The sequence below is a fragment of the Kitasatospora sp. MAA4 genome (assembly GCF_029893355.1).
Taxonomy (GTDB): Bacteria; Actinomycetota; Actinomycetes; order Streptomycetales; family Streptomycetaceae; genus Kitasatospora.
The window spans coordinates 129,398-150,258 of the sequence record NZ_JARZAI010000004.1 but is presented as its reverse complement, the minus strand read 5'-3'; the positions used below and the strand labels follow the sequence as shown (position 1 = coordinate 150,258).

Here is a 20,861-nt window from a genome sequence, read left to right as displayed (position 1 = left end):
CGCGCGCCGGGATGGGGACTGTCAGCGGCGCAGTGCCACGAAGGCGCGCCCGCGCACGGTCCAGCGCTCGCACTCCGTCAGTCCCGCCTCGGCCGCGCAGCGGACGGCGGCCGCGGCGTCGAGCCGGGCCCAGCGGAACGGCGGTCCGCACCAGCCGGTGGCGTCCTCGACGCGGACTGTCAGCCGTTCGTCCACGGCGGCCGGCTCCACCTCGGCGAGCAGGACGCCGTCGGGGGCCAGCAGTTCGGCGGTGCGGGCGAGCAGGGCGGCGGGGTCGCCGCCGATGCCGAGGTTGCCGTCGGCCAGCAGCGCGGTGCCCCAGCGGCCCTCGCCGGGCAGCGGGTCGAAGATCGAGCGGCAGAGCGCCGCGCCGCCCAGGCTGCGGGTGCGCAGCACCGCCGCACGGGTGATGTCGACGCCGAGCGCGGGCAGGCCGAGGGCCAGCAGTTCGGTGACCAGGCGGCCGGGTCCGCAGCCGATGTCCAGCACCGGGTGGCCGGCGGCCAGGCAGCGCAGCAGCAGGCTGCGGTCGGCGGCGTCCGGCGGCGCGCACCAGCGCTCCACGTCCAGGTGGTGGCGTCCGCCGTCGGCGCGGCGCAGCCAGAGCGGGCCGCGCCCGGTGCGCATCGCCTCGGCGAACGGGTCGTCGCTCCAGGGGCGGGTGGCGGTGGCGGTGGCCGGGTGGACGGCGGGGCGGGCAGTGCCGGTCTGCAGCAGGCTCACCCGGTCACCCCGGCGCGTCGGCCGAGATCGCGCAACTCTCGCAGCTCTCGCAGCCGAGCCGCGAAGGCGCCGTCGGGGGCCTCGGCGGCCACCTGGTCGGCGTCCGCCGCGGTGTCCACGTCGGTCAGCTCCGGCAGGCGGCGGACGGCCAGGCCGGCCTCGGCGAGCCGCTCCAGCAGGGCGGCGCCGGTGCGCGGGGTGGACATCGGCACCCCGGCGAGCAGGCGCTGTGCCAGCTCGGCGCTGGGCCGGGCCAGGCCCAGCGCCCAGAATCCGCCGTCGGCCGCCGGTCCGTACCAGGCGTCGGCGCCCGCGCGAGCGGTGGCGGCGAGCGGCGCGGCGAGCGTCTCGGCGCGCAGTTGCGGGGTGTCCATGCCGACCAGCAGCGCCGGGGCGCCGGCCGGGGCGTGCGCGAAGGCGGCGGCGAGCCGGGCGTCGAGGCCGCCGCTCACCTGCGGGACCACCTGCCAGCCGGGCGGCAGCCAGGGCCCGGGCGCGCCGTCCAGTACCAGCAGTCGCCGGCCGGCCGGGACGGTGTCCAGCGTGCGCAGGGTGTCCACCAGGGCGGCCTCGGCCAGTGCGGCGGCCTGCTCGGGGGAGTACGGCGGGGTCAGCCGGGTCTTCACCCGTCCCGGGACCGGGGCCTTGGCGATCACCAGCAGGGTCGGCGGCGGCGCGGCCAGCACGGCGCGCATGTCCTGGACGGCCTGGCGGGTGCCGCGCAGGGTCCCGGTCACCTTGGAGCGTCCGGCACGCGGCCGGTAGTCGACGTCCACCTCGGCGATCCGCATCCCGGCGGCGGAGGCGGTGAGCACCATCTCCAGCGGGTAGCCCGAGCGGCGGTCGCCCAGGCCGAGCGCCAGCAGCCGTTCGCGGCGGGCCGCGCGCATCGGACCGAGGTCGTGCAGCGGCGCGCCGGTGCGGGCGCGCAGCCTGCGGGCGAGCACGGCGTTGGCCAGCCGGGCGTGGGCCGGCCAGGCGCCCAGCGCGGTCGGGCGCCGGCGCCCGAGCACCAGCTCCGCGGCGCCGGACACCACCGGGTCGACCACGCGCGGGAGTTGGGCCGGGTCCAGGGAGCCGTCGCAGTCCAGGAAGCAGACCACCTCGGCGGTGGCGGCCAGCAGTCCGGCGTGGCAGGCGGCGCCGAAGCCGCGGCGCGGCTCGTGCACCACGGTGGCGCCCAGCGAGCGGGCCAGCTCGGCCGAGCCGTCGCTGGAACCGTTGTCGACGACGACGGCCCGCCAGCCCGGCGGGATCCGGCCGAGTACCCAGGGCAGGGCGGCCGCCTCGTCGAGGCAGGGCAGCAGGACGTCGACGGAGGGGGTGGAGTGGGGTGTGGTCACGGCGACCACGCTACGTACGGTCACCGCCTGGAAGGGGGTTACGGCACCTTACGGAAGTCGTACGGGGGGTCGCGCGGCGCCTCGCGCGCGTCCGCACTCCTTATGCTCGAAGCGTGACAGAGACCCTGCCGACCCCGCCCACCCCCGCGCCGCCCGCCGCCCGCGTGCTCGTGGTCGACGACGACCCGACCGTGGCCGAGGTGGTGGCCGGCTACCTGCTGCGGGCCGGCTACGCCGTGGACCGGGCCGCCGACGGCCCCGAGGCGCTGTATCGGGCCGCAGCCGGGAAGCCCGACCTGGTGGTGCTCGACCTGATGCTGCCCGGGATCGACGGCCTGGAGGTCTGCCGGCGGCTGCGGGTCGGCGGCGCGGGCCCGGCGGTGGTGATGCTGACCGCCAAGGGCGAGGAGTCGGACCGGATCCTGGGCCTGGAGCTCGGTGCGGACGACTACGTCACCAAGCCGTTCAGTCCGCGCGAGCTGGTGCTGCGGATCCAGTCCGTGCTGCGCCGGCACGCCGCCCCGGCGCCCGGCGCGGGCACCGCACCGCTGCGCGCCGGGGATCTCACACTCGACCCGGCAGCCCGCCGGGCCTACCGCGGTGAGCGTGAACTCTCGTTGACTCTGCGGGAGTTCGACCTGCTGACGTTCATGGCGCGGAACCCCGGGACGGCATTCGGGCGCGAGGAGCTGATGCACAAGGTGTGGGGCTGGGACTTCGGCGACCTCTCCACCGTCACGGTGCACGTGCGGCGGCTGCGCGAGAAGGTCGAGGACGATCCGGCGGCGCCGGTGCTGATCAACACGGTGTGGGGTGTCGGGTACCGGTTCGACCCGGTCGGCACCGCGGCCGGTACGCCGGCCGCGCAGGGGGGTGCGTCCGCGTGAGCGATCTGCTGCTGATCGCCGTGTTCGCGGCCCTCGGTGCGGGTGCGGCCGGGCTGCTCGGCTGGCCCGCCGTGCGGCTGCTGCGCCGTCGCTCGGTGGCGCTCTCGCTCTTCGCCGTCGCGGTGGTGACCGTGCTGGCGATGACCGCCGGCACCGTCGCGGTGGCCCAGGCGATGTTCCTCTCGCACCACGACCTGGGTGTGGTGATCACGGTGACCTGTATGGCGGCCGTCGTCTCGCTGATCACCGCCGCCCTGCTCGGCCGCCAAGTGGTGGCCGGCAGCCGGGCGTTGGCGGTGGCTGCCCGAACGGTCGGCAGTGACGGGGGATTTGCCGCCCCGGCCGAACCGCTGGGCTCCGAGCTCGCCGAGCTGAGTGCCGAACTCGCGGCCACCAGCGCGAGGTTGGCCGAGTCGCGGCAGCGCGAGCAGGCGCTGGAGTCGTCCCGCCGCGAGCTGATCGCCTGGATCTCGCACGACCTGCGCACCCCGCTGGCCGGCCTGCGGGCGATGGCCGAGGCACTGGAGGACGGCGTCGCGGAGGACCCGGTCCGCTACCACGCGCGGATCCGCACCGAGGTGGACCGGCTGACCGGCATGGTGGACGACCTCTTCGAACTCTCCCGGATCCAGGCCGGCGCGCTGACCCTCTCGCTCTCCCGGATCTCCGTCTACGACCTGGTCGGCGACGCCATCGCGGGCGCCTACCCGCTGGCCCGCGAGCGCGGCGTGCACCTGCTCGGCGAGCAGGTGGAGCCGGCGCCGGTCGAGGTGGACAGCCGGGAGATCACCCGGGTGCTCGGCAACCTGCTGATCAACGCGATCCGCTCGACGCCCGCGGACGGCGTGGTCGCGGTGGCGGCGCGGCGCGAGGAGGGCGAGGTGGTGCTGTCGGTGACCGACGGCTGCGGCGGCATCCCCGAGCAGGACCTGCACCGGGTCTTCGAGACCGGCTGGCGCGCCGAGAGCGCCCGCACCCCGCGCGCGGCGCGCCCGGTCAGCGGCGGTCCGCGCGGCTCGGCCGTCCAGCACCACGGCGACACCGGGGCCGGCCTGGGTCTGGCGATCGTCCGCGGCATCGTGGAGGCGCACGCGGGACGGGCGTCGGTGCGCAACGTCAGCGGCGGGTGCTGCTTCGAGATCGCCCTGCCGGCGGCCCGGTCGGCGCTGGGCTGAAAAGCGGTTGCCGGTGTGACCCGGTGGTCAGGATGATCGACTCCCATGACGGTGCAACTGCTCAATGTCGTGGACGTCGAGGCGACCTGCTGGGAGGGCCAGCCGCCGCCGGGTGCGGTCAGCGAGATCATCGAGATCGGGCTGACCGTGGTCGACCTGGCGCAGGGCCGGCGGATCGGCCGCCACCGTGTGCTGGTGCGTCCGCGGCGCTCCACGGTCAGCGCGTTCTGCACCGAACTGACCGGGCTCACCCAGGCGGAGGTGGACAGCGGCCTGTCCTTCGCCGAGGCCTGCCGCCTGCTGGCGGTCGAGCATCGCAGCGGCGAGCGCCCGTGGGCGAGTTGGGGTGACTACGACCGGCACCAGTTCACCCGGCAGTGCGCGGCGACCGGGACCGCCTACCCGTTCGGCGCGCGGCACACCAACGCCAAGGCCGTCTTCACCGCCGCCCGCGGCCTGCGCAAACGCCCCGGGATGGCGCAGGCGCTGGTGCTGGCCGGACTGCCGTTGGAGGGCCGGCACCACCGGGGTGAGGACGACGCCTGGAACATCGCCGCGCTGGTCCTGGCTGTGGCCGCGGACGGCGCGTGGCCGGTGGCTTGAGGTGCTTGTCACGTGGGGCGGCTGCCCGTAGCGTGCCTACGAACCGTTCGTCCGTCCGGGGCGGGACGGGTCGTACGACGGGGGGTTGGGTCCATGGCGCGCGCACGGCTCAAGGGGCTGGAGACCGAGTACGAGGCCTTCGGCCGGCCGGCCGACCCGGCGTTGCTGCTGATCGCCGGGCTGGGTTCGCAACTGACCTGGTGGCCCACCGAGTTCTGCGCGCAGCTGGCCGAGTGCGGCTACCGCGTGGTGCGCTTCGACAATCGCGACTGCGGGCTGACCGTGAACGTCGGCCCGGTGCCGCCGCGGGTCAGGGTCGCCGGGGTCCGCCGGCCGCCCTACCTGATGCCCGACCTGGCCGAGGACGCGGTCGGACTGCTGGACGCGCTGGAGATCGAGGCCGCGCACGTGGTCGGCGCATCGATGGGCGCCATGATCGCCCAGCAGTTGACGATCGATCACCCGAGCCGGGTGCTGAGCCTGTGCTCGATCATGTCCCGGCCCGGTGACAGGGCCAGCGGCCGTACGCAGCCGAAGGTCGACGAGTTCCTGATGAACCGGCCCGGCGAGGGGCGCGAGCGGGTGGTCGACGCCGGCGTCGCGTTCGGGGAGATCATCGCCTCGCCGGACCACCCGATGGACCCGGCCGAGCGGCGGGCGGAGGTCGCCGCCGCCTACGACCGCGCCTACCGCCCCGACGGGCTCCTGCGCCAGTTGTCGGCGATCTACGGCTCGCCCGACCGCACCGAGGGCCTGCGCTCGGTGGCTGTGCCGACCCTGGTGGTGCACGGCGAACAGGACCCGCTGGTGAACGCCGACGGCGGCCGGGCCACCGCGGCGGCCGTCCCCGGGGCTCGGCTGTGGCTGGTGCCGGGCATGGGGCACGACCTGCCGCGGCCGCTCTGGCCGGCGCTGGTGGCGGCGATCACGGCCAACGCCGCTGCACGTAGGCAGGACTGACTACAAGTCAGACACGGGCGCCGCGCAGCGGGGCGGCGGCGAACTCGGCCATGCCCGAGGCGAACGGGACGCTCGGCCGCCAGCCGAGCTCCTCCCGCAGCCGCCGCGAGTCGGCGGTGATGTGCCGGACGTCGCCGAGCCGGTACTGCCCGGTCACCACCGGCGCCGGGCCGCCGAACGCCTGCGCCAGCGCGCTCGCCATCTCACCGACCGTCCGCACCTCGCCGCTGCCGGTGTTGTACGCCCGCACGCCGCCCTCGGGGCTCGTCGCGAGCGACAGCAGCGCGGCCTCGTTGGCGGCCGCGACGTCCGCCACATGGACGAAGTCGCGGCGCTGGCCGCCGTCTTCGAAGACGCGCGGCGGACGGCCCGCGGCGAGCGCCGAGCGGAACAGCGAGGCGACCCCCGCGTACGGCGTGTCGCGCGGCATCCCCGGGCCGTAGACGTTGTGGTAGCGCAGCGTGGCGACCCGGCCGCCACAGGCGCGCGCCCAGGCGGCGGCCAGGTGCTCCTGGGCGAGCTTGCTCGCCGCGTAGACGTTGCGCGGGTCGGCCGGCGCGTCCTCGCCGACCAGCCCGGGCAGCAGCGGCGCGCCGCACCGCGGGCAGGGCGGCTCGAACCGCCCGGCGTCCAGGTCGGCCGCCAGCCGCGGCCCGGGCGCGACCGGCCCGTGCGCGGCGCAGCTGTACCGCCCCTCGCCGTAGACCACCATCGACCCCGCCAGGACCAACTGGCGGACACCGCCGCGCGCCATCGCGGCCAGCAGCACGGCGGTGCCCAGCTCATTGCAACTCACGTACTCCGGCGCGTCGTTCAGGTCCAGGCCGAGACCGACCATGGCTGCCTGGTGGCAGACGGCGTCGACCCCGCGCAGCGCCCGCTCGACGGTCGCGCGGTCGCGGACGTCGCCGTGCGTGAAGTCGACCTCGGGCGGCAGCGTGACCCCGGCGAGCCCGTCCGGGTGCACGGCCGGCAGCAGCGCGTCCAGCACCCGGACCCGGTGGCCGGCCCGGACCAGCCGGGCCGCGACGGCGGAGCCGATGAACCCGGCGCCGCCGGTGAGCAGAATCTCCATGCCCCGACGTTAGCGGCGCGGCGGGCGTCGAAGCTGCTGCGAGGCGGCGGCGTCAGGACTTCGTAAGGGCCTGGGCCTCGGCGTAGGTGACGGCGGGCGCGGTCACCGGACGGCTCGCCCGGATGTCCAGCGCCGCGCCCACCGCCGCGCTGAGCGCGACCCGGAAGAGCAGCGAGCCGAGGCTCACCCGGTGCACGCCCAGTTCGCCGAGCTGGCCGAGGGTGGGGCCGGTGGGGGAGTAGAGGATGTTGAGCGGGACATCCAGTCCCTTCAACAGGGCGGTGATCCGGGCCGGTTCGGTGAGTGCGGGGACGAACACGCCGTCGGCGCCCGCCTCCTGGTACGCGTCGAGCCGGGCCGTCGTCTCGTCCTCCCGGCCTCCCAACCAGTGGGTGTCGGTACGGGCGTTGACGAAGAGCTCCGGCACGGCGGCCTTCACCGCCGCGATCTTGGCCGCGTGCAGGGCGATGGGGGTGAGCGTGCCGTCGCCGCGGCCGTCCTCCAGGTTGATGCCCACCGCCCCGGCGGCGGCCAGCTCGCGGGCCAGCTCGGCGACTTGGGCCGGATCGTCGCTGAACCCGCCCTCGGCGTCGACGGAGAGCAGGAACGGCCCGGCGCCGAGCCGCCGGGCCAGCAGCAGCGTCTCCTCGCGGGTCACCCCCGTCCCGTCCGGCAGGCCGGCCGCCGCGGCCACCCCCAGGCTCGTCGTGCCGATCGCCGCGAAGCCCTGGGCGGCGAGGGCGGCAGCCGAGGCGTGGTCCCAGGCGTTGGGGAGCAGCAGCGGGGTGTCGGCGCGGTGCAGGGCGGCGAAGGGTGTCATGGCGTCCTCGGTTCGGTGCGGGTGGAGGGGAGTTGGTCGCGCTCCAGGACTCCGGCGGCCAGGGCCAGCGCGTGGTCGCGTCCAGGGCAGAGCCGGGGCGGGCCGGCGAAGGTGAGCGCCGGCGGGCCGGTGCGTTCGATGCGGAAGACGGCGGGGTCGGCGAAGTGCAGCGGGTCGCGGTTGGCGGCGGCGACGTCGAGGACAACCAGGTCGCCCTCGGCGATCGGGACTTCGGCAAGCTTGGTGTCGCCGGCGGCGACTCGGCGGATCACCCGGACGGGCGGGTCGTGGCGCAGCGTCTCGGCGAGCAGCGCGGGGAGGGGGAGCGGCGCCGCGCAGTCGGCGGCCGCGCGGCGGGCATGCTCCACCAGGCCGCCGGTGGCGTCACAGGCCTGCACGAGCAGGCCGATCCGGTTGGCGGCGGCCTCCTGGTCCGCGCCGGCGTGGTGAGGGAACATCCGGGGCAGCAGCCAGGCCACGGCGGCGTCCGCCTCGGCGTCCTCCCCGCCGAAGTACGTCCGCGCCACCAGTGCGACGGCCTCGGCGACGGCGTCCGGCTCCGGCAGTCCCAGGCCCTCGGCCAGCGCGCGGACCACCAGCAGGCGCGCCTCGCCCTCCGGCCCGGCCGCCGCGGCCGACCGCAGGGCCGCCGGATCGAGCCGGTCCAGTTCGGCCTGCACCAGCGCCCGGCGCCGGGCATGCTCCGCACCGGTGCTGAACCGGGCCACCGCGGCGCGCAGCCAGGCCACGCCGCTCTCCGCCCCGGGCGCGGCGGGCAGCGGGACGAGCAGCGGATCGGCGAGTGCGGCGCGGACGTCGTCGTAGCGGTTGAACTCGTGCGTCGAGCTGGTCATGCACCCAACCTACGACCCGAACACTTCGGTGCCCGCCGAACTGTGCCGAGGGCATGATGGAGGAATGTCACTGGACCAACTCGCCGGGCTGCTCGCCGACCGCACCCGGGCCGCCTTCTGCATGGCGCTGCTGGACGGACGGGCCTGGACCGCAGGTGAGTTGGCCCGGCACGCCGGAGTCTCACCGTCCACCGCGAGTGAGCACCTCTCCCGGCTGGTCGCCGGCGGCCTGCTGGCCGAGGAGCGGCAGGGCCGGCACCGCTACGTCCGGCTGGCCAACCCGGCGGCCGCGGCACTGATCGAGAATCTCGCCGTCTACGCGTCGTCCGTCGCCGCTCCCGCCGCCACCCCTGGGAACCTGCGCGAGTCGGTCCGGATGAGCGCCGAGGCGCAGGCCCGGACCTGCTACGACCACCTCGCCGGCCGGCTCGGCGTCGCCGTCACCGACGCCGTCCTCGCCCGGGGCCTGGTCAGCGACGACGCGGGGTTCGCGGTCACCGCGGCGGGCCGGGCCTGGTTGGCGTCGCAGGGGATCGACCTGGCGGCCCTGAAAGGGTCCAGGCCGCTGGTGCGCAGCTGCCTGGACTGGACGGAACGCCGCCACCATCTGGCCGGCACGGTCGGTGCGGCGCTGTGCGGACGGGCGCTCGACCAGCGCTGGGTGGAGCGGATCGGCACCGGCCGGGCCCTGGCGGTCACCCCGGGCGGCCGCACGGCGTTCCGGGAGCTGCTCGGCCTTGAACTGCCCGCGCGTCGCCCCGGTGGTGCCGAGTAGCTTCCACGCCCTCATGGACGCGCGCCGTCCCGGCCGTGGGGTGGGCCGGGACGGCGCGCCGCAGGGTCAGCTCAGGTGGATGGAGGTGTCGTCGACAAGGAACGCGGTGTTGGCGCTGCCGGTCTCGTGCGAGGTGAACTTCACGATCACGGTGGAGCCGAACTCCGGTGCCACGTAAGGCGTCAGGTCGATCGAGACCGGAACGTAGCCGCTGCTGGCGTCCAGGTTGGACCAGTTCTTCAGGACGGCGATCTGCTTGCCCGAGTACTGGTCGTCCAGCTCCAGGGTCAGGTTGTCCTGCGCGGTCGCCGCGGTGTTCGCGGAGTCGACGTGCAGCCAGAAGGAGAGCGAGGCCCGGGTGTAGCCGGGAGTGGTCTCCACGCCCTGGGAGAGCGAGTCGTCCTGGGCGGCGCTGTGACCGAGCCAGGCGTACCCGGCGCCCGAGTGCGGCTGGTGGGCGGCGGACTGGGTGATGATGCCGGGCGAGGACTGGGACCACCAGCCGGGGTAGTTGCCCTTCGCGTCCGCCGGGACCTCGAAGCCGGGGTCGACGATCTGCTCGATCCCGAGGCAGCCGTACTCACCCGAGGTGAAGAAGCCGTACCAGAACCGGGTGCCCGCCTGGTGGCCGGCGTCGTCGCGGACCGTGACGGAGACGTCGTGGTAGCCGCGGTCCTGCGTGCGGCCGTGGATGACCCCGGTGTGCGGGTCGATGCTAAGGCCGTGCGGCAGGCCGGTGGCGCGGTAGGTGAGTCGTCGCGCGCTCTGGTCGGTGGCGACCACCGGGACGCTGACCTGCTGGCCCGGTGCGGCGGTCTGGTCGCAGATGGTGCTGACGACGAGCGGCTGGTTGGCCACCACGGGATGCGAACCCGAGCAGGTGTGCTGGTCGTTGGACCAGGTGGTCTGCACGGCGAACGGGCCGGTGGCGAGTTGCAGGTTGAACAGGCCGCCGGGCGTCCCCTGGGTGATCCAGGCGCACTTGTCGCCGTTCTCCTGGCCGGCCGGGTCGATCCAACCGCCCATCGCGTTCTGGTCGGTGAGGGTCTCGGCGTACTCGTGCCCGCCGAGGATGGAGTAGCCGTCCAACCGGCCGCGCGGGCCCGGGTTGATCCAGTTGGTGCCGCAGTACTTGTTGTCGGTCAGGTACGGCATGATCGTGTACGCCAGCGTGCCGTAGCTGGAGCGCTCGAAGGTGTGCCAGGCGCACCAGGTGTCGAGCTCGTGCCAGCTGTCCGGGTCCATGCCCTTGGCCGTGCTGACCACGTACTGGACGTTGCGGTTCTGCGCCGTGGTGGTGTTGCCGAAGTGCTTGGCGGCGGCCGCTGCTTCGGCCGCGATCTGCGGTTCGGTGGCGCGGTCGGGGGCAGCCGCCGTGTTGTCCACCCAGACGCCGGCCAGTGCGCCGCCCTGCGGGTAGCCCACGTGCGAGGCGTTGGAGGGGCAACTCCCGCTGCCGGAGGCCACGTTCTCGCAGTACTGGGTCAGCACGCCGCTCCAGGCGTCGTTGTTGGTGCCCAGGCCCTTGAAGAACGACTGCTGGTACGGCGCGGCGTTGTCGGGGTCGTTGGAGAGCGTGGTGTTGCCGTCGGCGTCCTGGCCGGCCGTGCCCCACTGGGAGCCCCAGTAGATGACGTAGACCTTGGGCGGCCCGGAGGTGACGCCGACCGAGTCCTGGCCGCCGCGGTAGGTCATGTTCGGCTGGTCGTTGTTGACCACGACGTCGGCCTTGGCCGGGTCGGCGTGGGACGTCGGCCCGGACTGCGGACCCGACGGCGCGGCGGGGCGCGCGCTGAGCGCGGCGTGCGGGTGGCCCGGCTGGATCTGGACCCAGTTGCCGTGCGTCTGAACCCACCCGGCTGAAGCCGGATGTGACGCTGCGTCAGGCACGGGATCGGTGGCCTGTGCGGTGCCGGCGAGCCCGGTCAGCACCATGCCGAGTGCGAGCAGGGCAGAGGCGAACAGCCCCGTCCCGCGCCGCGCACTGGAACGTGATGAGGTCACAGCGTTCCTTTCTCGGTGTCATCGGTGGCGGATGCACACACCGATCTGGTCGGCACGTACAATTGCACATGTCACACGCCAAGTGTGACCGTGTGTCCGATAAAGTTCGGGAAAGTCTGACGCTGTGCGAAAGAGGGCTGATCGCGCGTCAGGGAGAAGGCGCACCGAGCCGAGGCCCTCACGGGGTGCCGAGGGCGGCTTCCTCGCGGTCGAGGTCGTGCTGGAGGCTTCGGCGGGTGGTGTCGCTGATGCGGTGTTCGTCGTACAGGCGGCGCAGCTCGGTGCTCTGGACGGCGATCACCTCGTGCCGCAGCTCGCGGTAGACGGCGTCCACGGTGCTGCCGTCCGGGCCGTCGATGCTGTGGTCGAGGCGAGCGGTCAGGGCGCGTCGGACCCGGTCGATGACGGTGTCGGGTATCGCCTCCAGTGCGGCGAGGTCGTCGACATGGGTCAGCGCGGCACGGTTGAGGGCGTCGCGGGCGCTGGCCTCCTCGCGGGCGGTGTGCTCGGGCTCCAGGGCCAGCCCGGAGCGGTTGACCACGGCCGCCAGGCTGAGGCCCTGGACGACCAGGGTGAAGACGACGACCGCCGTGGTCAGCACCAGCGCCAGTGGGCGTCCGGCCAGCGCGGTGCCGTTGTCCGCGGCGAGCGGGATCGACAGGGCTGCGGCCAGCGGCATCACGCCGCGGGTGCCGACCCAGGTCAGCACCCCGGCCACCCGCCAGGAGAGCCGGCCCCGGGAGGGCTTGATCGCCCGGGTCAGCGGCAGGGTCGACAGCACGCGGACGGCGATCAGCACGCCGGCCAGGGCCAGGGCCTGCAACGGCCACCAGCCGCTGCCCCGGGGCAGGTCCCGCACCAGCGTGGGCAGTTCCAGGCCGACGATGCTGAAGACCACGCTCTCCAGGATGAACACCACCACCGCGTAGACGGCGTGCAGTTGCAGGCGGATGCGGGCGTCGGTGAGGCGGTGTCCGGTCCGGCCGAGCAGCACGCCGGCGACGACGACCGAGGTGATGCCCGAGGTGTGTGCGGACTCCGCCAGCACATAGGCCGCGTACGGGGTGACCAGGGCGATCACGGTCTCCAGCACCGGGTCCGCGGTACGCCGGCGGACCAGCCACACCAGGCCGGCGACGGCGGCGCCGATCACGCTGCCACCGCCGGCGAGCAGCACGAACTCCCCGCCGGCCGCAGGCAGGCTGACGGCCGTTCCGGTGGCCACGGCGATGCCGACGGCGACCTTGAACAGCACCAGCGAGGTGGCGTCGTTGAACAGGCTCTCCGCCTGCACCAGGACCTGGACGCGCCCCGGCAGCGCGAGCCGACGGCCGAGCGCGGTGACCGCCACCGGATCGGTGGAGGCGAGCACGGCGCCCAGCACGAACGCCATCGCGGGTGGCAGCCCGGTCACCGCGACCGCCGCGAAGCCGGCGGCCGCCGCCGAGGCGAAGAGCAGGCCGAAGGCGAGGATCGTCACCGGCTTCCACACCGCGCGCAGGTCACGCAGCGACAGCTCCTCGGCGGAGGCGTACAGCAGCGGGGGAAGGACCACCAGGGCGATCGCCTGCGGCGGGATGTGCAGCGCGGGCACGCCGGGTATCAGCGCCACCCCGAGGCCGGCCAGGACCAGCAGCGAGGGCGCGGGCACGCGCAGGCGCCGGGCGAAGGTGGCCACGGCGGTGGCCAGAACCACCAGGAACAGGACGATTCCCACGGCGTGCATCTGCGAAAGACCCCATCACGACGAGCGGGGTCGCTGCCGCCCGATCGGCGCAGTCGTCCCCCGAGCCGACCAGGCTTCCCGGCACACCTTGGGTAATTTATCGGGACTTTAGCAGGGCCCGGCAGTGGTGGAGCCGGCTCCCCAGCCAGCCGACCTCTGCGCTTCATCTGATTGCTACGTGACTACTGGACAGTAGACATCTGCCTGCTGCACAGTCTGCTGGCTGTAGTTGTCCAGCTAACTTTCCGGAGGCCTCGTATGACGCCCGTCACTCGCCGCACCTTCCTCGGCTCCGCCGCCGCGCTGGGCGCCGCCATCGGCCTGGACTCCCTGCCCGGTGCGACGCCCCGCGCGGCCGCCGCGACCACCGGGACCACCGGGACGATCGCCGACGTCAAGCACGTCGTCGTCCTGATGCAGGAGAACCGCAGCTTCGACCACTACTTCGGCGCGATGAAGGGCGTGCGCGGCTTCGGTGACAGAGCCACCATCCAACTCGCGGGCGGCAACAGCGTCTTCAACCAGCCCAACGGCAGCGGCCGGCAGTACCCGTGGCAGCTCAGCGACACCAGCACCTGGTGGTGGGGTGTCAGCAAGGAGCAGCTGGCGCAGTGCGACGGCTCGCTCGACCACTCCTGGTCCACCCAGCACCAGGCGTGGAACAACGGGAAGATGGACTCCTGGATCGCCGCCAAGGGCTCGAACCGGACCATGGGCTTCATGAACCGCTCGGACATCCCGTTCCACTACGCGCTGGCCGACGCCTACACGATCTGCGACGCGTACCACTGCTCGATCCTGTCGGCGACCGGTCCCAACCGCACCTACCTGTGGTCCGGCACGATCGACCCGTCGGCCACCGCGGGCGGCCCGGCCTACGACGGCGGCTCGGAGTCGGGCCTGCACTGGCAGACCTACGCCGAGTCCCTGCAGAACGCCGGCGTCAGCTGGAAGGTCTACCAGAACGCCTCCGACAACTTCGGCGACAACGCCCTCGCCTACTTCAACCAGTTCACGGGAGCGCCGAGTTCGAGCCCGCTCGCCCAGCGCGGAATGGCCTCGGTGCCCAGCACCGGTTCGACGCCGGACGACATCGCGGCCGCGATCAGGGCCGACGCTCTCGCGGGCACCCTGCCGCAGGTCTCCTGGGTGGTCTCCAACCAGCTCTTCTCCGAGCACCCGGACGGCCCGCCGGAGAACGGCGCGCACTTCGTCAACCTGGTGATCCAGGCCCTGGCCGCGGACCCGGACACCTTCAACTCCACCGTCCTGTTCCTCAACTACGACGAGAACGACGGCTTCTTCGACCACGTGCCGCCGCCCGTCGCGCCCGCCGGGACCGCGGGCGAGTTCTACTCCGGCACCAACATAGGCCTCGGCTTCCGGGTGCCCATGATCATCGCCTCGCCGTGGACCCGCGGCGGCTACGTCGACTCCCAGGTCTACGACCACACCAGCGTCCTGCAGTTCCTGGAGACCTGGACCGCCGCCCTGGGCACCCCCGCCGCCTGTCAGAACATCAGCGCCTGGCGCCGCCAGGTCTGCGGCGACCTGACGGGGGCCTTCGACTTCGCCAACCCGGTGTACGGCCTGCCCGGCCTGCCCGACACCAGTGCCACCATCAGCCAGGCCACCGCCAACACGCAGATCAACCCGAGCCCCGGCACCAACGCGATGCCCGTCCAGGAGTCCGGCAGCAAGCCCGCCCGCGCGCTGCCGTACCAGCCCAACGCCTGGGTGGACCGCATCGAGTACGACGCCAACAACCAGATCCTGCTCTGGATCGACATGGCCAACCAGGGCCCGCAGGCCACCGCCCACGCGCACTACTCGATCTACGCCAACGCCTACCGCACCGGCGGTCCCTGGCAGTACACCGTCGCGCCCTACAACGCCGCGACCGGCGCCGACGGCAGCGCCAGTGACTTCTTCAACATCGGTACGAACTACGGCAACGGGCAGTACGACCTCAGCGTGGTCGGCCCCAACCGCTTCCTGCGCCGCTTCACCGGGAACGCGACCACCGCCGGCAAGACCGCCGAGGCCTCGACGTACTACGCGCCGGCACCGAACACCGGGCAGCCGGCGGTCTGGTTCAAGATGGCCAACACCGGTTCCAGCACGGTCACCTTCACCATCACGTCGACCAACTACCGCACCGACGGCCCGTGGACCTACCAGGTCGCCCCCGGAACCACCGTCTCGGACTACTTCAACGCCGTCACCATCGCCGGCGGCTGGTACGACTTCACGGTCACCGTCAGCGGCGACGCCTCCTGGTCCCGCCGGGCCACCGGCCACATCGAGACGGGCAGCACGAGCGTCAGCGGCTGACGCCCGGCGCCCGTACCTCGCGGCCCGGACCCAGCGCAGGCCGTCGCCCGAACGGCGGCGGCCTGCGCGCAAGCCCGGTCCTTCACGGCCTGGTCGCATTGACTACGATCACGGGGTAGCCGTCGTCCGGTCGAGCGGGAGGTGTGGCGCTGTTCGATCTGCTCTCGCGCCTGCTGCCCCGGCGCGTCGACGACGACCGGTGGGACACCTGGTCGGCCAAGGCGCGCGTCCTCGCGGTCACCCGGACGCTGACCTCCGCCACCCGGGTCCTCGACGTGCTGCCGCTGCTGCGCCCGCAGGACGGCATCGAGCTCTACATCACGGTGAACCCCGGTTCGGCCTTCGCCGCCGGCCTGGACGCCTACCTGGCCTCGCTGCCTGGCATCACCGTGCTGCCCTGGAGCGAGGCCACCCGGCGGACCTTCGACCTCGCGGTGGCCTGCACGGTGCACCGCTCGATGCACCAGCTGCGGGCCCCGCTGGTCGTCCTGCCGCACGGCGCCGGATACAACCGGCTGGTCCGCCCGACCACGGGCGACGACCGCTCCCCGGCGGGTCTGTCGCGCCACGAGCTGACCTGGCACGGCCGACCGGTTCCGGTCGTGATCGGCCTCTCCCACGAGGAGCAGCTCGAACGGCTGCGGCTGGCCTGCCCGGAGGCCCTGCCCCGGGCCCGGGTGGTCGGTGACCCCTGCTTCGACCGCCTCCTGGACAGCCTGGCCGAGCGCGACCGCTACCGGCGCAGGCTGGGCGCGGTGGCAGGTCGCAAGCTCGTCGTGGTCAGCTCCACCTGGAGCGCGCACTCCTCGCTCGGCCGGTTCCCCGAGCTGCCGCTGCGACTGGTCCGCGAGCTGCCGGTGGACGAGTACGCGGTGGCCGTCGTCCTGCACCCCAACATCTGGGCCCGGCACAACCCGCTCGGCCTGCTCCGCGAGGCCGAGGACTCGGGCCTGCTGATCATCCCGCCACACAGTGGCTGGCAGGCGGCGCTGGTCGCAGCCGACTGGGTGGTCGGCGACCACGGCTCGGTGTCGCTGTACGGCGCGGCCCTCGACCGGGTGACGCTACTGACCGTGACCGGCGAGGAGGAACTCGACCCCGGGTCGCCGACGTACGCCTTCGGGCGCGGCGCCCCCGCCCTCGACCTGGACCGCGCCCTGGAACCCCAGCTCCACCGCGCGGCCGAACTCCACGACCGCAGCGGGCTGGCCGCGCTCACCGAACGCTCGCTCGGCGAGCGCGGGCACTCCGTGCGCATCCTGCGCGAGATCCTCTACTCCTACCTGCACGGCGTCGACGAGCCGAAGGACGACCCGCAGCCGACGCCCTACGCCGACCCGGTCCCGGTGGACGTGCGCCGCCCGACCTCCTACGACGTCGTGGGGGAGGCCACCGCCGAGGAGGTGGCGCTGCGCCGGTACGCCGTCGGCCCGGACCACACCGCGGCACGCGGCTTCTACGCCGTCACGGCCGAGGAGAGCCGCCTGCGCCGGCGCCTCAGCGCCGAGGTGATCGCCCGCACCGAGGCCCACGCCGAGCCGGAGCCGGCCACCTGGCTGGAGCGGACGGCCGCGCAACTGCCGGGCCTGGCCGTCGCGGTGGCCGCCCTCGAAGCCAACCGCCACCTGGTGCGGCTGCGCTCGGGTCTGCTGCTGGAGGCCGAGGCCGTTCGGCCGTGGGGCAGCGCGCCCGCCCGGCTGGACCCGGTGGTGCTCGGAGCGGCCGTCGCGCTCCGGCTGGCCGATCGGCCGGACGCCGATCTGACCGGCGCCGACCTGGTGATCCGCACCGCGCAGCGGATCACCGTCCGCTTCACCGCCCGCCCGCCGGCCCGCTGAGCGCCTGTGTCTATTCCTGCGGCGGGAGGCCGGCCAGTCGGCGCAGCTCGCGGATCCGGTCCCGTCCGGCCCGCTCCAGCTCCCGGTCGCCGACCCGGGCCGCGAGTTCGACCAGCAGCTCGCGCGCCTGCTGCTCCTTGAAGCGCTGCTTGAGATCGGCTGCCTGCTGTGCAGCCAGGGCGAGTTGGGCGATGGCGGCGGCCGTGTCCCCCAGCCGGTCGTGGATCCGGCCGCGCAGCACGCCCAGCCGCATGGCCATCGCCCGGTCCGCCGTCCGCTCGGCCTGCGCCGCGGCCTCCACCGCGACGGTCAAGGCCTGCTGCGCGCGGTCGCAGGCCAGCAGGGCCTGGGCCAGGTTGTAGCTCTGCACGATGACGCCGTGCGCGTCACCCCGGTTGGCCTCGCGGGCCCGGACGAAGAGCGCCGCCGCCTCCTCGGGCAGGTCCTGCTGAAGGCAGATCAGCCCCCGGGTCTCCCGGACCATCCCGTCGAGCCGGGGATCGGCGACCAGCCTCAGCGGCGCTTCGGCCAGGTCCAGTTGCTCGAGGGCCCGCGGGTAGTCCGCGAGCTCCAGGTGGGCGCGGGCGAGCTGGTTGCGCATCCGGATCTCGGCGTCGGGGCGGGCGTCCCAGCCCGCGGCCTCGACGCCCAGTTCGTGGGCGTCGATCCAGTCGGCGTACAGCTTCTGGCCGTGGTAGAGCGGCCACAGCGACTCGCACAGGCCCCACACCGCGCTGTGCCACCGGTGCTGAGCGGCGATCCGCAGGACGGCGGCGAAGTTCGGGCTCTCCCGCTCCAGCCAGGCCAGGTCGGGCGCGACGCCTACCGGGAAGCCGAGCGACTCGGCGGTGGCGGAGGACTCCTGGAGCCGGAAGCGCTCGCCGAGGATCCACCGGTCGGCCACCGCCGCGCAGGCCCGGTAGTACGCGACGATCCGGCGCAGGACGTCGGCCTGGTCGTCGGCGGACAGCTCGCCGAGCGCTCGGCGGCGCGCGTGCCGGCGGACCACGTCGTTGCAGGTGTAGCGGTCCTCGACGGCGGCCTCCCCGCCCGGGTCGAGGGCGAGTTCGTCGATCAGGTGGGCGCCCAGCAGCTCGTCCAGGGCCTCGTCGATCTGCTCGCAGCCGGCGGCCAGGGCGAGTTCGGCGGTGAAGGTCCGGCCGGGGTGGATCCCGATGAGGTGGTAGAGACGGCGCCCCGGTGCGGACAGCGAGCCGTAGACCTCTTCGAACGCGTCGTCCACCACCGCCTCCGTCTCCCCGCCCTCGGCGGGATCGAGTTCCCGATGCCTGGCCGACAGGTCCGCCACCACCCGGTGGACGGTCAACCGCCGGCGGGTGAGCAGTTGGCCCGCGACCGCGTTGAGCGCCACCGGCAGTCCGCCGCACAGCCGCACCAGGCTGGCCAGCTCCTGATCGGTTCCCCGCCCGGAGCCGAGCCAGCGCCGGACCAGTTCGCTGCCGGCCCCCGTGGTCAGCGGCTGCACTTCGAGGACCCGGGCACCGTGCAGCGCCAGCCCCTCCAGGCGCCTGCGCCCGGCCACCACGACCAGGCCGTCGGACGGCAGCAGCGCGCGGACCTCGGCGGCGTGCTCGGCGTTGTCGAGGAAGACCAGCAGCCGCAGACCGGCCGTGACGGAACGGAACAGCGTCACCCGCTCGCCGGTGGAGTGCGGCACGTACTCCGGCTCGACCCCGAGCGAGCGCAGGAAGCGGCCCAGGACCACCCCTACGTCGACCCCGCCCTCGTGGCGGCCCTCGCCCAGGTCGACGTAGAGCTCGCCGTCCGGGAACCGGTCCCGCTCCTGCCTGGCCCACTGCGCGACCAGCTCGGTCTTGCCGACCCCCACCAGTCCCGTGAACGCGACGATCGGCGGCCCGGCTCCGTCGCCCAGCAGCTCCAGCGCCTCGGTGAGCAGGGCGAGCTCCGCGGCCCGGTTGACGAAGCTGCGGAACGGCGGCCGGATCTGCCGGGGGACCCGCAGCCGCTCCGACGGCCGACTCCGGTCGGGCGCATGGATGTTGACGGTCCCGATGGAGGACGTCTGGAGGAGGTGTTCGACGGAACCGCCCGAGACGGTGTTGCCGACGGCCCGGTCGCGGCCTCCCGCCTCGCCTGCCTTGCCTTCGGCACCCGCCTCGCTGTCAGACATCCGTCATCCTCTCCGTCCGCCGGGCGGTTACCGGGCAACGCCGCACCAATCACCGAGATCAGCCTACGGGCTGAGGGCGTGGCAGGTGCCGAATCCCGTCCACGGCGGGCCCTGCTGTGAGATTGCAGGCGGCCGTCAGGCGCCGCTGAGCGCGAGGACTCCGTCCATCGTGCCGAGGAAGACCCGGCCGCCGGAGAGCGACGGCGAGGCGAAGTGCGGTACGGGCCCGACCGGCAGCTGCTGGCGGATCCGGCCGTCGGCCGGGTCGAGCACGTCCAGCAGTCCCCTGCCCTGGTCGACCACCCACACCGCGCCGCCGCCGACCACCGGCGACCCGGCGCCGTGGAGCGGGACGTGCCAGCCCGGACGGATCGTGCCGTCGCCGGCCACCGACAGCTGGGTGAGGCCGTCGTCGCACGGCAGGTAGAGGGTGCCGCCGTCCACCGCGGCAGCGCCGTAGGCTGCGCACACCGGGGCCTGCGAGAGCTGGCCGCCGACGCCGCCGAGATGCTCGGCGGACAGGGCGTAGGCGACGCCGCGCTTTCCCGCGATGAGGATGTGACTACCCGTCAGAGCCGGTGTGAGTGAACCGAGATCGAGGTCGGCGGCGTTGTCCTGGGCCCAGTCGGCGGGGGCGAAGAAGTCGGTCCGGTGCAGGTCGGCGGAGAGCGCGAGCACGGAGTCGGATCCGTCGTACGGGCCGCTGGTGGAGGCGCCGTTGCCCACCGAGACCAGCAGCCGGTCGCCGTCCACCACCGGTCCGCCGGGCGCCCAGATCCCGCCCTGGCCGGCGGTGGGCACCGTGTAGTCGAGGACGGGTCCGCTGCCGGTGACCGGGACCGACAGCACGGTGCCGACGTACTGCGAGCAGTCGCCGTACAGGCCGCCGAAGGTGATCTGGACCCGTCCGTTCCACAGCGCCAGCGCACCTCGCTGCTGGTGCGCGATGCGCTTCCCGCGGGGCGGCTCGACCTCCCGGCTGACCAGGGGCGCGCCGGTGGCGATGTCGAGCCCCACCAGCTGGTGCCGGCCGCCGCTCAGCTCGGCGACCGCCAGGACCAGCCCCGTGGCCGGATCGAGGACCGGCGTGCCGGTGATGCCCAGCGGATCGATGTCGCCGCACGGAAGGTCCGTGCCGGGGACGGGAGTTCCGACATGGCGGCTCCACAGGACCGCGCCGGTGGCGGCGTCGAGAGCGTAGAGGGTGTTGTTCTCGGTCGCCGCGAGAACCCTCCCCCCGACGACCAGCGGTTGGCCGTAGACCGCTCCGTCGAGCCGGGCCGCCCAGAGGCGGGCCACCTCCCCGGCCGGCGGCAGGCCGGGGGCCAGGCCGCTGCGGGCCGCGTCGCGGTGGTACGTCGGCCAGTCGCCCGGCTCCAGCACGACCGCGGCCCGTGTGCCCGGGGAGAGGGCCGCGGCGCTGGGGAAGCTCCCGCCTCGCTGGCTCCGCCCCGGGGTGCAGGCCGCCAGCACCGCCAGCACCGCCAGCGTCGCGAGCACCGCGGTCAGTGGTCCTGGACGCTTCGAGCTCGCGGTCATCCCGATGCCCCTTCCCGGGTCCGCACGGCGCAGGCCGCCTCGGGACCGCCTCC

Annotated in this window: 16 protein-coding genes and 1 pseudogene; 7 read left to right on the top strand and 10 right to left on the bottom strand. The window is 74.1% G+C overall.

Annotated features, from left to right (window positions below; all coding sequences use genetic code 11):
- Positions 1-21: 21 nt before the first annotated feature.
- From P3T37_RS07295 to P3T37_RS07285, 3 genes and pseudogenes are all read right to left on the bottom strand, one after another.
- The gene (locus tag P3T37_RS07295; protein ID WP_348533221.1) at positions 22-723 is read right to left on the bottom strand and encodes a methyltransferase domain-containing protein; all 702 of its coding nucleotides are present in this window, start codon (positions 721-723) and stop codon (positions 22-24) included.
- Entirely contained in the window at positions 720-1,418 is a 699-nt protein-coding gene (locus tag P3T37_RS07290) for a DUF2064 domain-containing protein (RefSeq protein ID WP_280722819.1), read from the bottom strand. The genes P3T37_RS07295 and P3T37_RS07290 overlap by 4 nt, the downstream gene beginning before the upstream one ends.
- A pseudogene (locus P3T37_RS07285) lies at positions 1,392-2,066 on the bottom strand (glycosyltransferase family 2 protein); the annotation flags it as partial. The gene P3T37_RS07290 and the pseudogene P3T37_RS07285, both read right to left, overlap by 27 nt.
- Before the next feature lie 113 nt (positions 2,067-2,179).
- Here P3T37_RS07285 and P3T37_RS07280 point away from each other — a divergent pair.
- The 4 genes from P3T37_RS07280 to P3T37_RS07265 all read left to right on the top strand — a co-directional run bounded on the left by P3T37_RS07280 (position 2,180) and on the right by P3T37_RS07265 (position 5,691).
- Positions 2,180-2,953 (top strand): response regulator transcription factor, encoded by a 774-nt coding sequence (locus P3T37_RS07280; protein WP_280722620.1) that lies wholly within the window; start codon positions 2,180-2,182, stop codon positions 2,951-2,953.
- Positions 2,950-4,128, top strand: a complete 1,179-nt coding sequence (locus P3T37_RS07275) for a HAMP domain-containing sensor histidine kinase (RefSeq protein WP_280722619.1) — start codon at positions 2,950-2,952, stop codon at positions 4,126-4,128. Before P3T37_RS07280 ends, P3T37_RS07275 begins: the two co-directional genes overlap by 4 nt.
- Before the next feature lie 45 nt (positions 4,129-4,173).
- Complete coding sequence (locus P3T37_RS07270) at positions 4,174-4,731, top strand: 3'-5' exonuclease (protein ID WP_280722618.1); 558 nt, start codon at positions 4,174-4,176, stop codon at positions 4,729-4,731.
- Positions 4,732-4,824: 93 nt separating this feature from the next.
- On the top strand, positions 4,825-5,691 hold the full coding sequence (locus P3T37_RS07265; protein WP_280722617.1) for an alpha/beta hydrolase: 867 nt from the start codon (positions 4,825-4,827) through the stop codon (positions 5,689-5,691).
- A 7-nt stretch (positions 5,692-5,698) separates the two neighbouring features.
- Here the strand turns inward: P3T37_RS07265 and P3T37_RS07260 are convergent, their stop codons facing one another.
- Genes P3T37_RS07260 through P3T37_RS07250 form a run of 3 tightly spaced genes read right to left on the bottom strand, consistent with a single transcriptional unit; the run spans position 5,699 to position 8,440 of the window.
- The gene (locus P3T37_RS07260; RefSeq protein ID WP_280722616.1) at positions 5,699-6,766 is read right to left on the bottom strand and encodes an NAD-dependent epimerase/dehydratase family protein; all 1,068 of its coding nucleotides are present in this window, start codon (positions 6,764-6,766) and stop codon (positions 5,699-5,701) included.
- Positions 6,767-6,818: 52 nt separating this feature from the next.
- Entirely contained in the window at positions 6,819-7,586 is a 768-nt protein-coding gene (locus tag P3T37_RS07255) for an isocitrate lyase/phosphoenolpyruvate mutase family protein (RefSeq protein ID WP_280722615.1), read from the bottom strand.
- Positions 7,583-8,440, bottom strand: coding sequence for a cytochrome P450 (locus P3T37_RS07250; RefSeq protein WP_280722614.1), 858 nt, complete (start codon positions 8,438-8,440; stop codon positions 7,583-7,585). Before P3T37_RS07250 ends, P3T37_RS07255 begins: the two co-directional genes overlap by 4 nt.
- 64 nt (positions 8,441-8,504) lie before the next feature.
- Here P3T37_RS07250 and P3T37_RS07245 point away from each other — a divergent pair, with 64 nt between their 5' ends.
- Complete coding sequence (locus P3T37_RS07245; RefSeq protein ID WP_280722613.1) at positions 8,505-9,215, top strand: winged helix-turn-helix domain-containing protein; 711 nt, start codon at positions 8,505-8,507, stop codon at positions 9,213-9,215.
- Between the two features lie 66 nt (positions 9,216-9,281).
- On the opposite strand, the gene P3T37_RS07240 is transcribed toward P3T37_RS07245, so the two are convergent.
- A complete protein-coding gene (locus P3T37_RS07240; RefSeq protein ID WP_280722612.1) occupies positions 9,282-11,219 on the bottom strand; it encodes a putative Ig domain-containing protein in 1,938 nt (645 codons plus the stop codon).
- Positions 11,220-11,397: 178 nt separating this feature from the next.
- Complete coding sequence (locus P3T37_RS07235; RefSeq protein WP_280722611.1) at positions 11,398-12,945, bottom strand: Na+/H+ antiporter; 1,548 nt, start codon at positions 12,943-12,945, stop codon at positions 11,398-11,400.
- A gap of 258 nt (positions 12,946-13,203) precedes the next feature.
- Here P3T37_RS07235 and P3T37_RS07230 point away from each other — a divergent pair, with 258 nt between their 5' ends.
- Both P3T37_RS07230 and P3T37_RS07225 read left to right on the top strand, forming a co-directional pair.
- Positions 13,204-15,279 carry a phospholipase C, phosphocholine-specific gene (locus tag P3T37_RS07230; protein WP_280722610.1) on the top strand — a complete coding sequence of 692 codons (2,076 nt, stop codon included), beginning with the start codon at positions 13,204-13,206 and terminating at the stop codon, positions 15,277-15,279.
- A 143-nt stretch (positions 15,280-15,422) separates the two neighbouring features.
- Positions 15,423-17,117 carry a hypothetical protein gene (locus P3T37_RS07225; protein ID WP_280722609.1) on the top strand — a complete coding sequence of 565 codons (1,695 nt, stop codon included), beginning with the start codon at positions 15,423-15,425 and terminating at the stop codon, positions 17,115-17,117.
- Between the two features lie 10 nt (positions 17,118-17,127).
- Here P3T37_RS07225 and P3T37_RS07220 read toward each other — a convergent pair whose 3' ends face one another.
- Positions 17,128-19,269 carry a regulator gene (locus P3T37_RS07220; protein ID WP_280722608.1) on the bottom strand — a complete coding sequence of 714 codons (2,142 nt, stop codon included), beginning with the start codon at positions 19,267-19,269 and terminating at the stop codon, positions 17,128-17,130.
- A gap of 135 nt (positions 19,270-19,404) precedes the next feature.
- Positions 19,405-20,808: a PQQ-binding-like beta-propeller repeat protein gene (locus P3T37_RS07215; RefSeq protein ID WP_280722607.1), complete on the bottom strand. Its 1,404-nt coding sequence runs from the start codon at positions 20,806-20,808 to the stop codon at positions 19,405-19,407.
- Positions 20,809-20,861 lie beyond the last annotated feature (53 nt).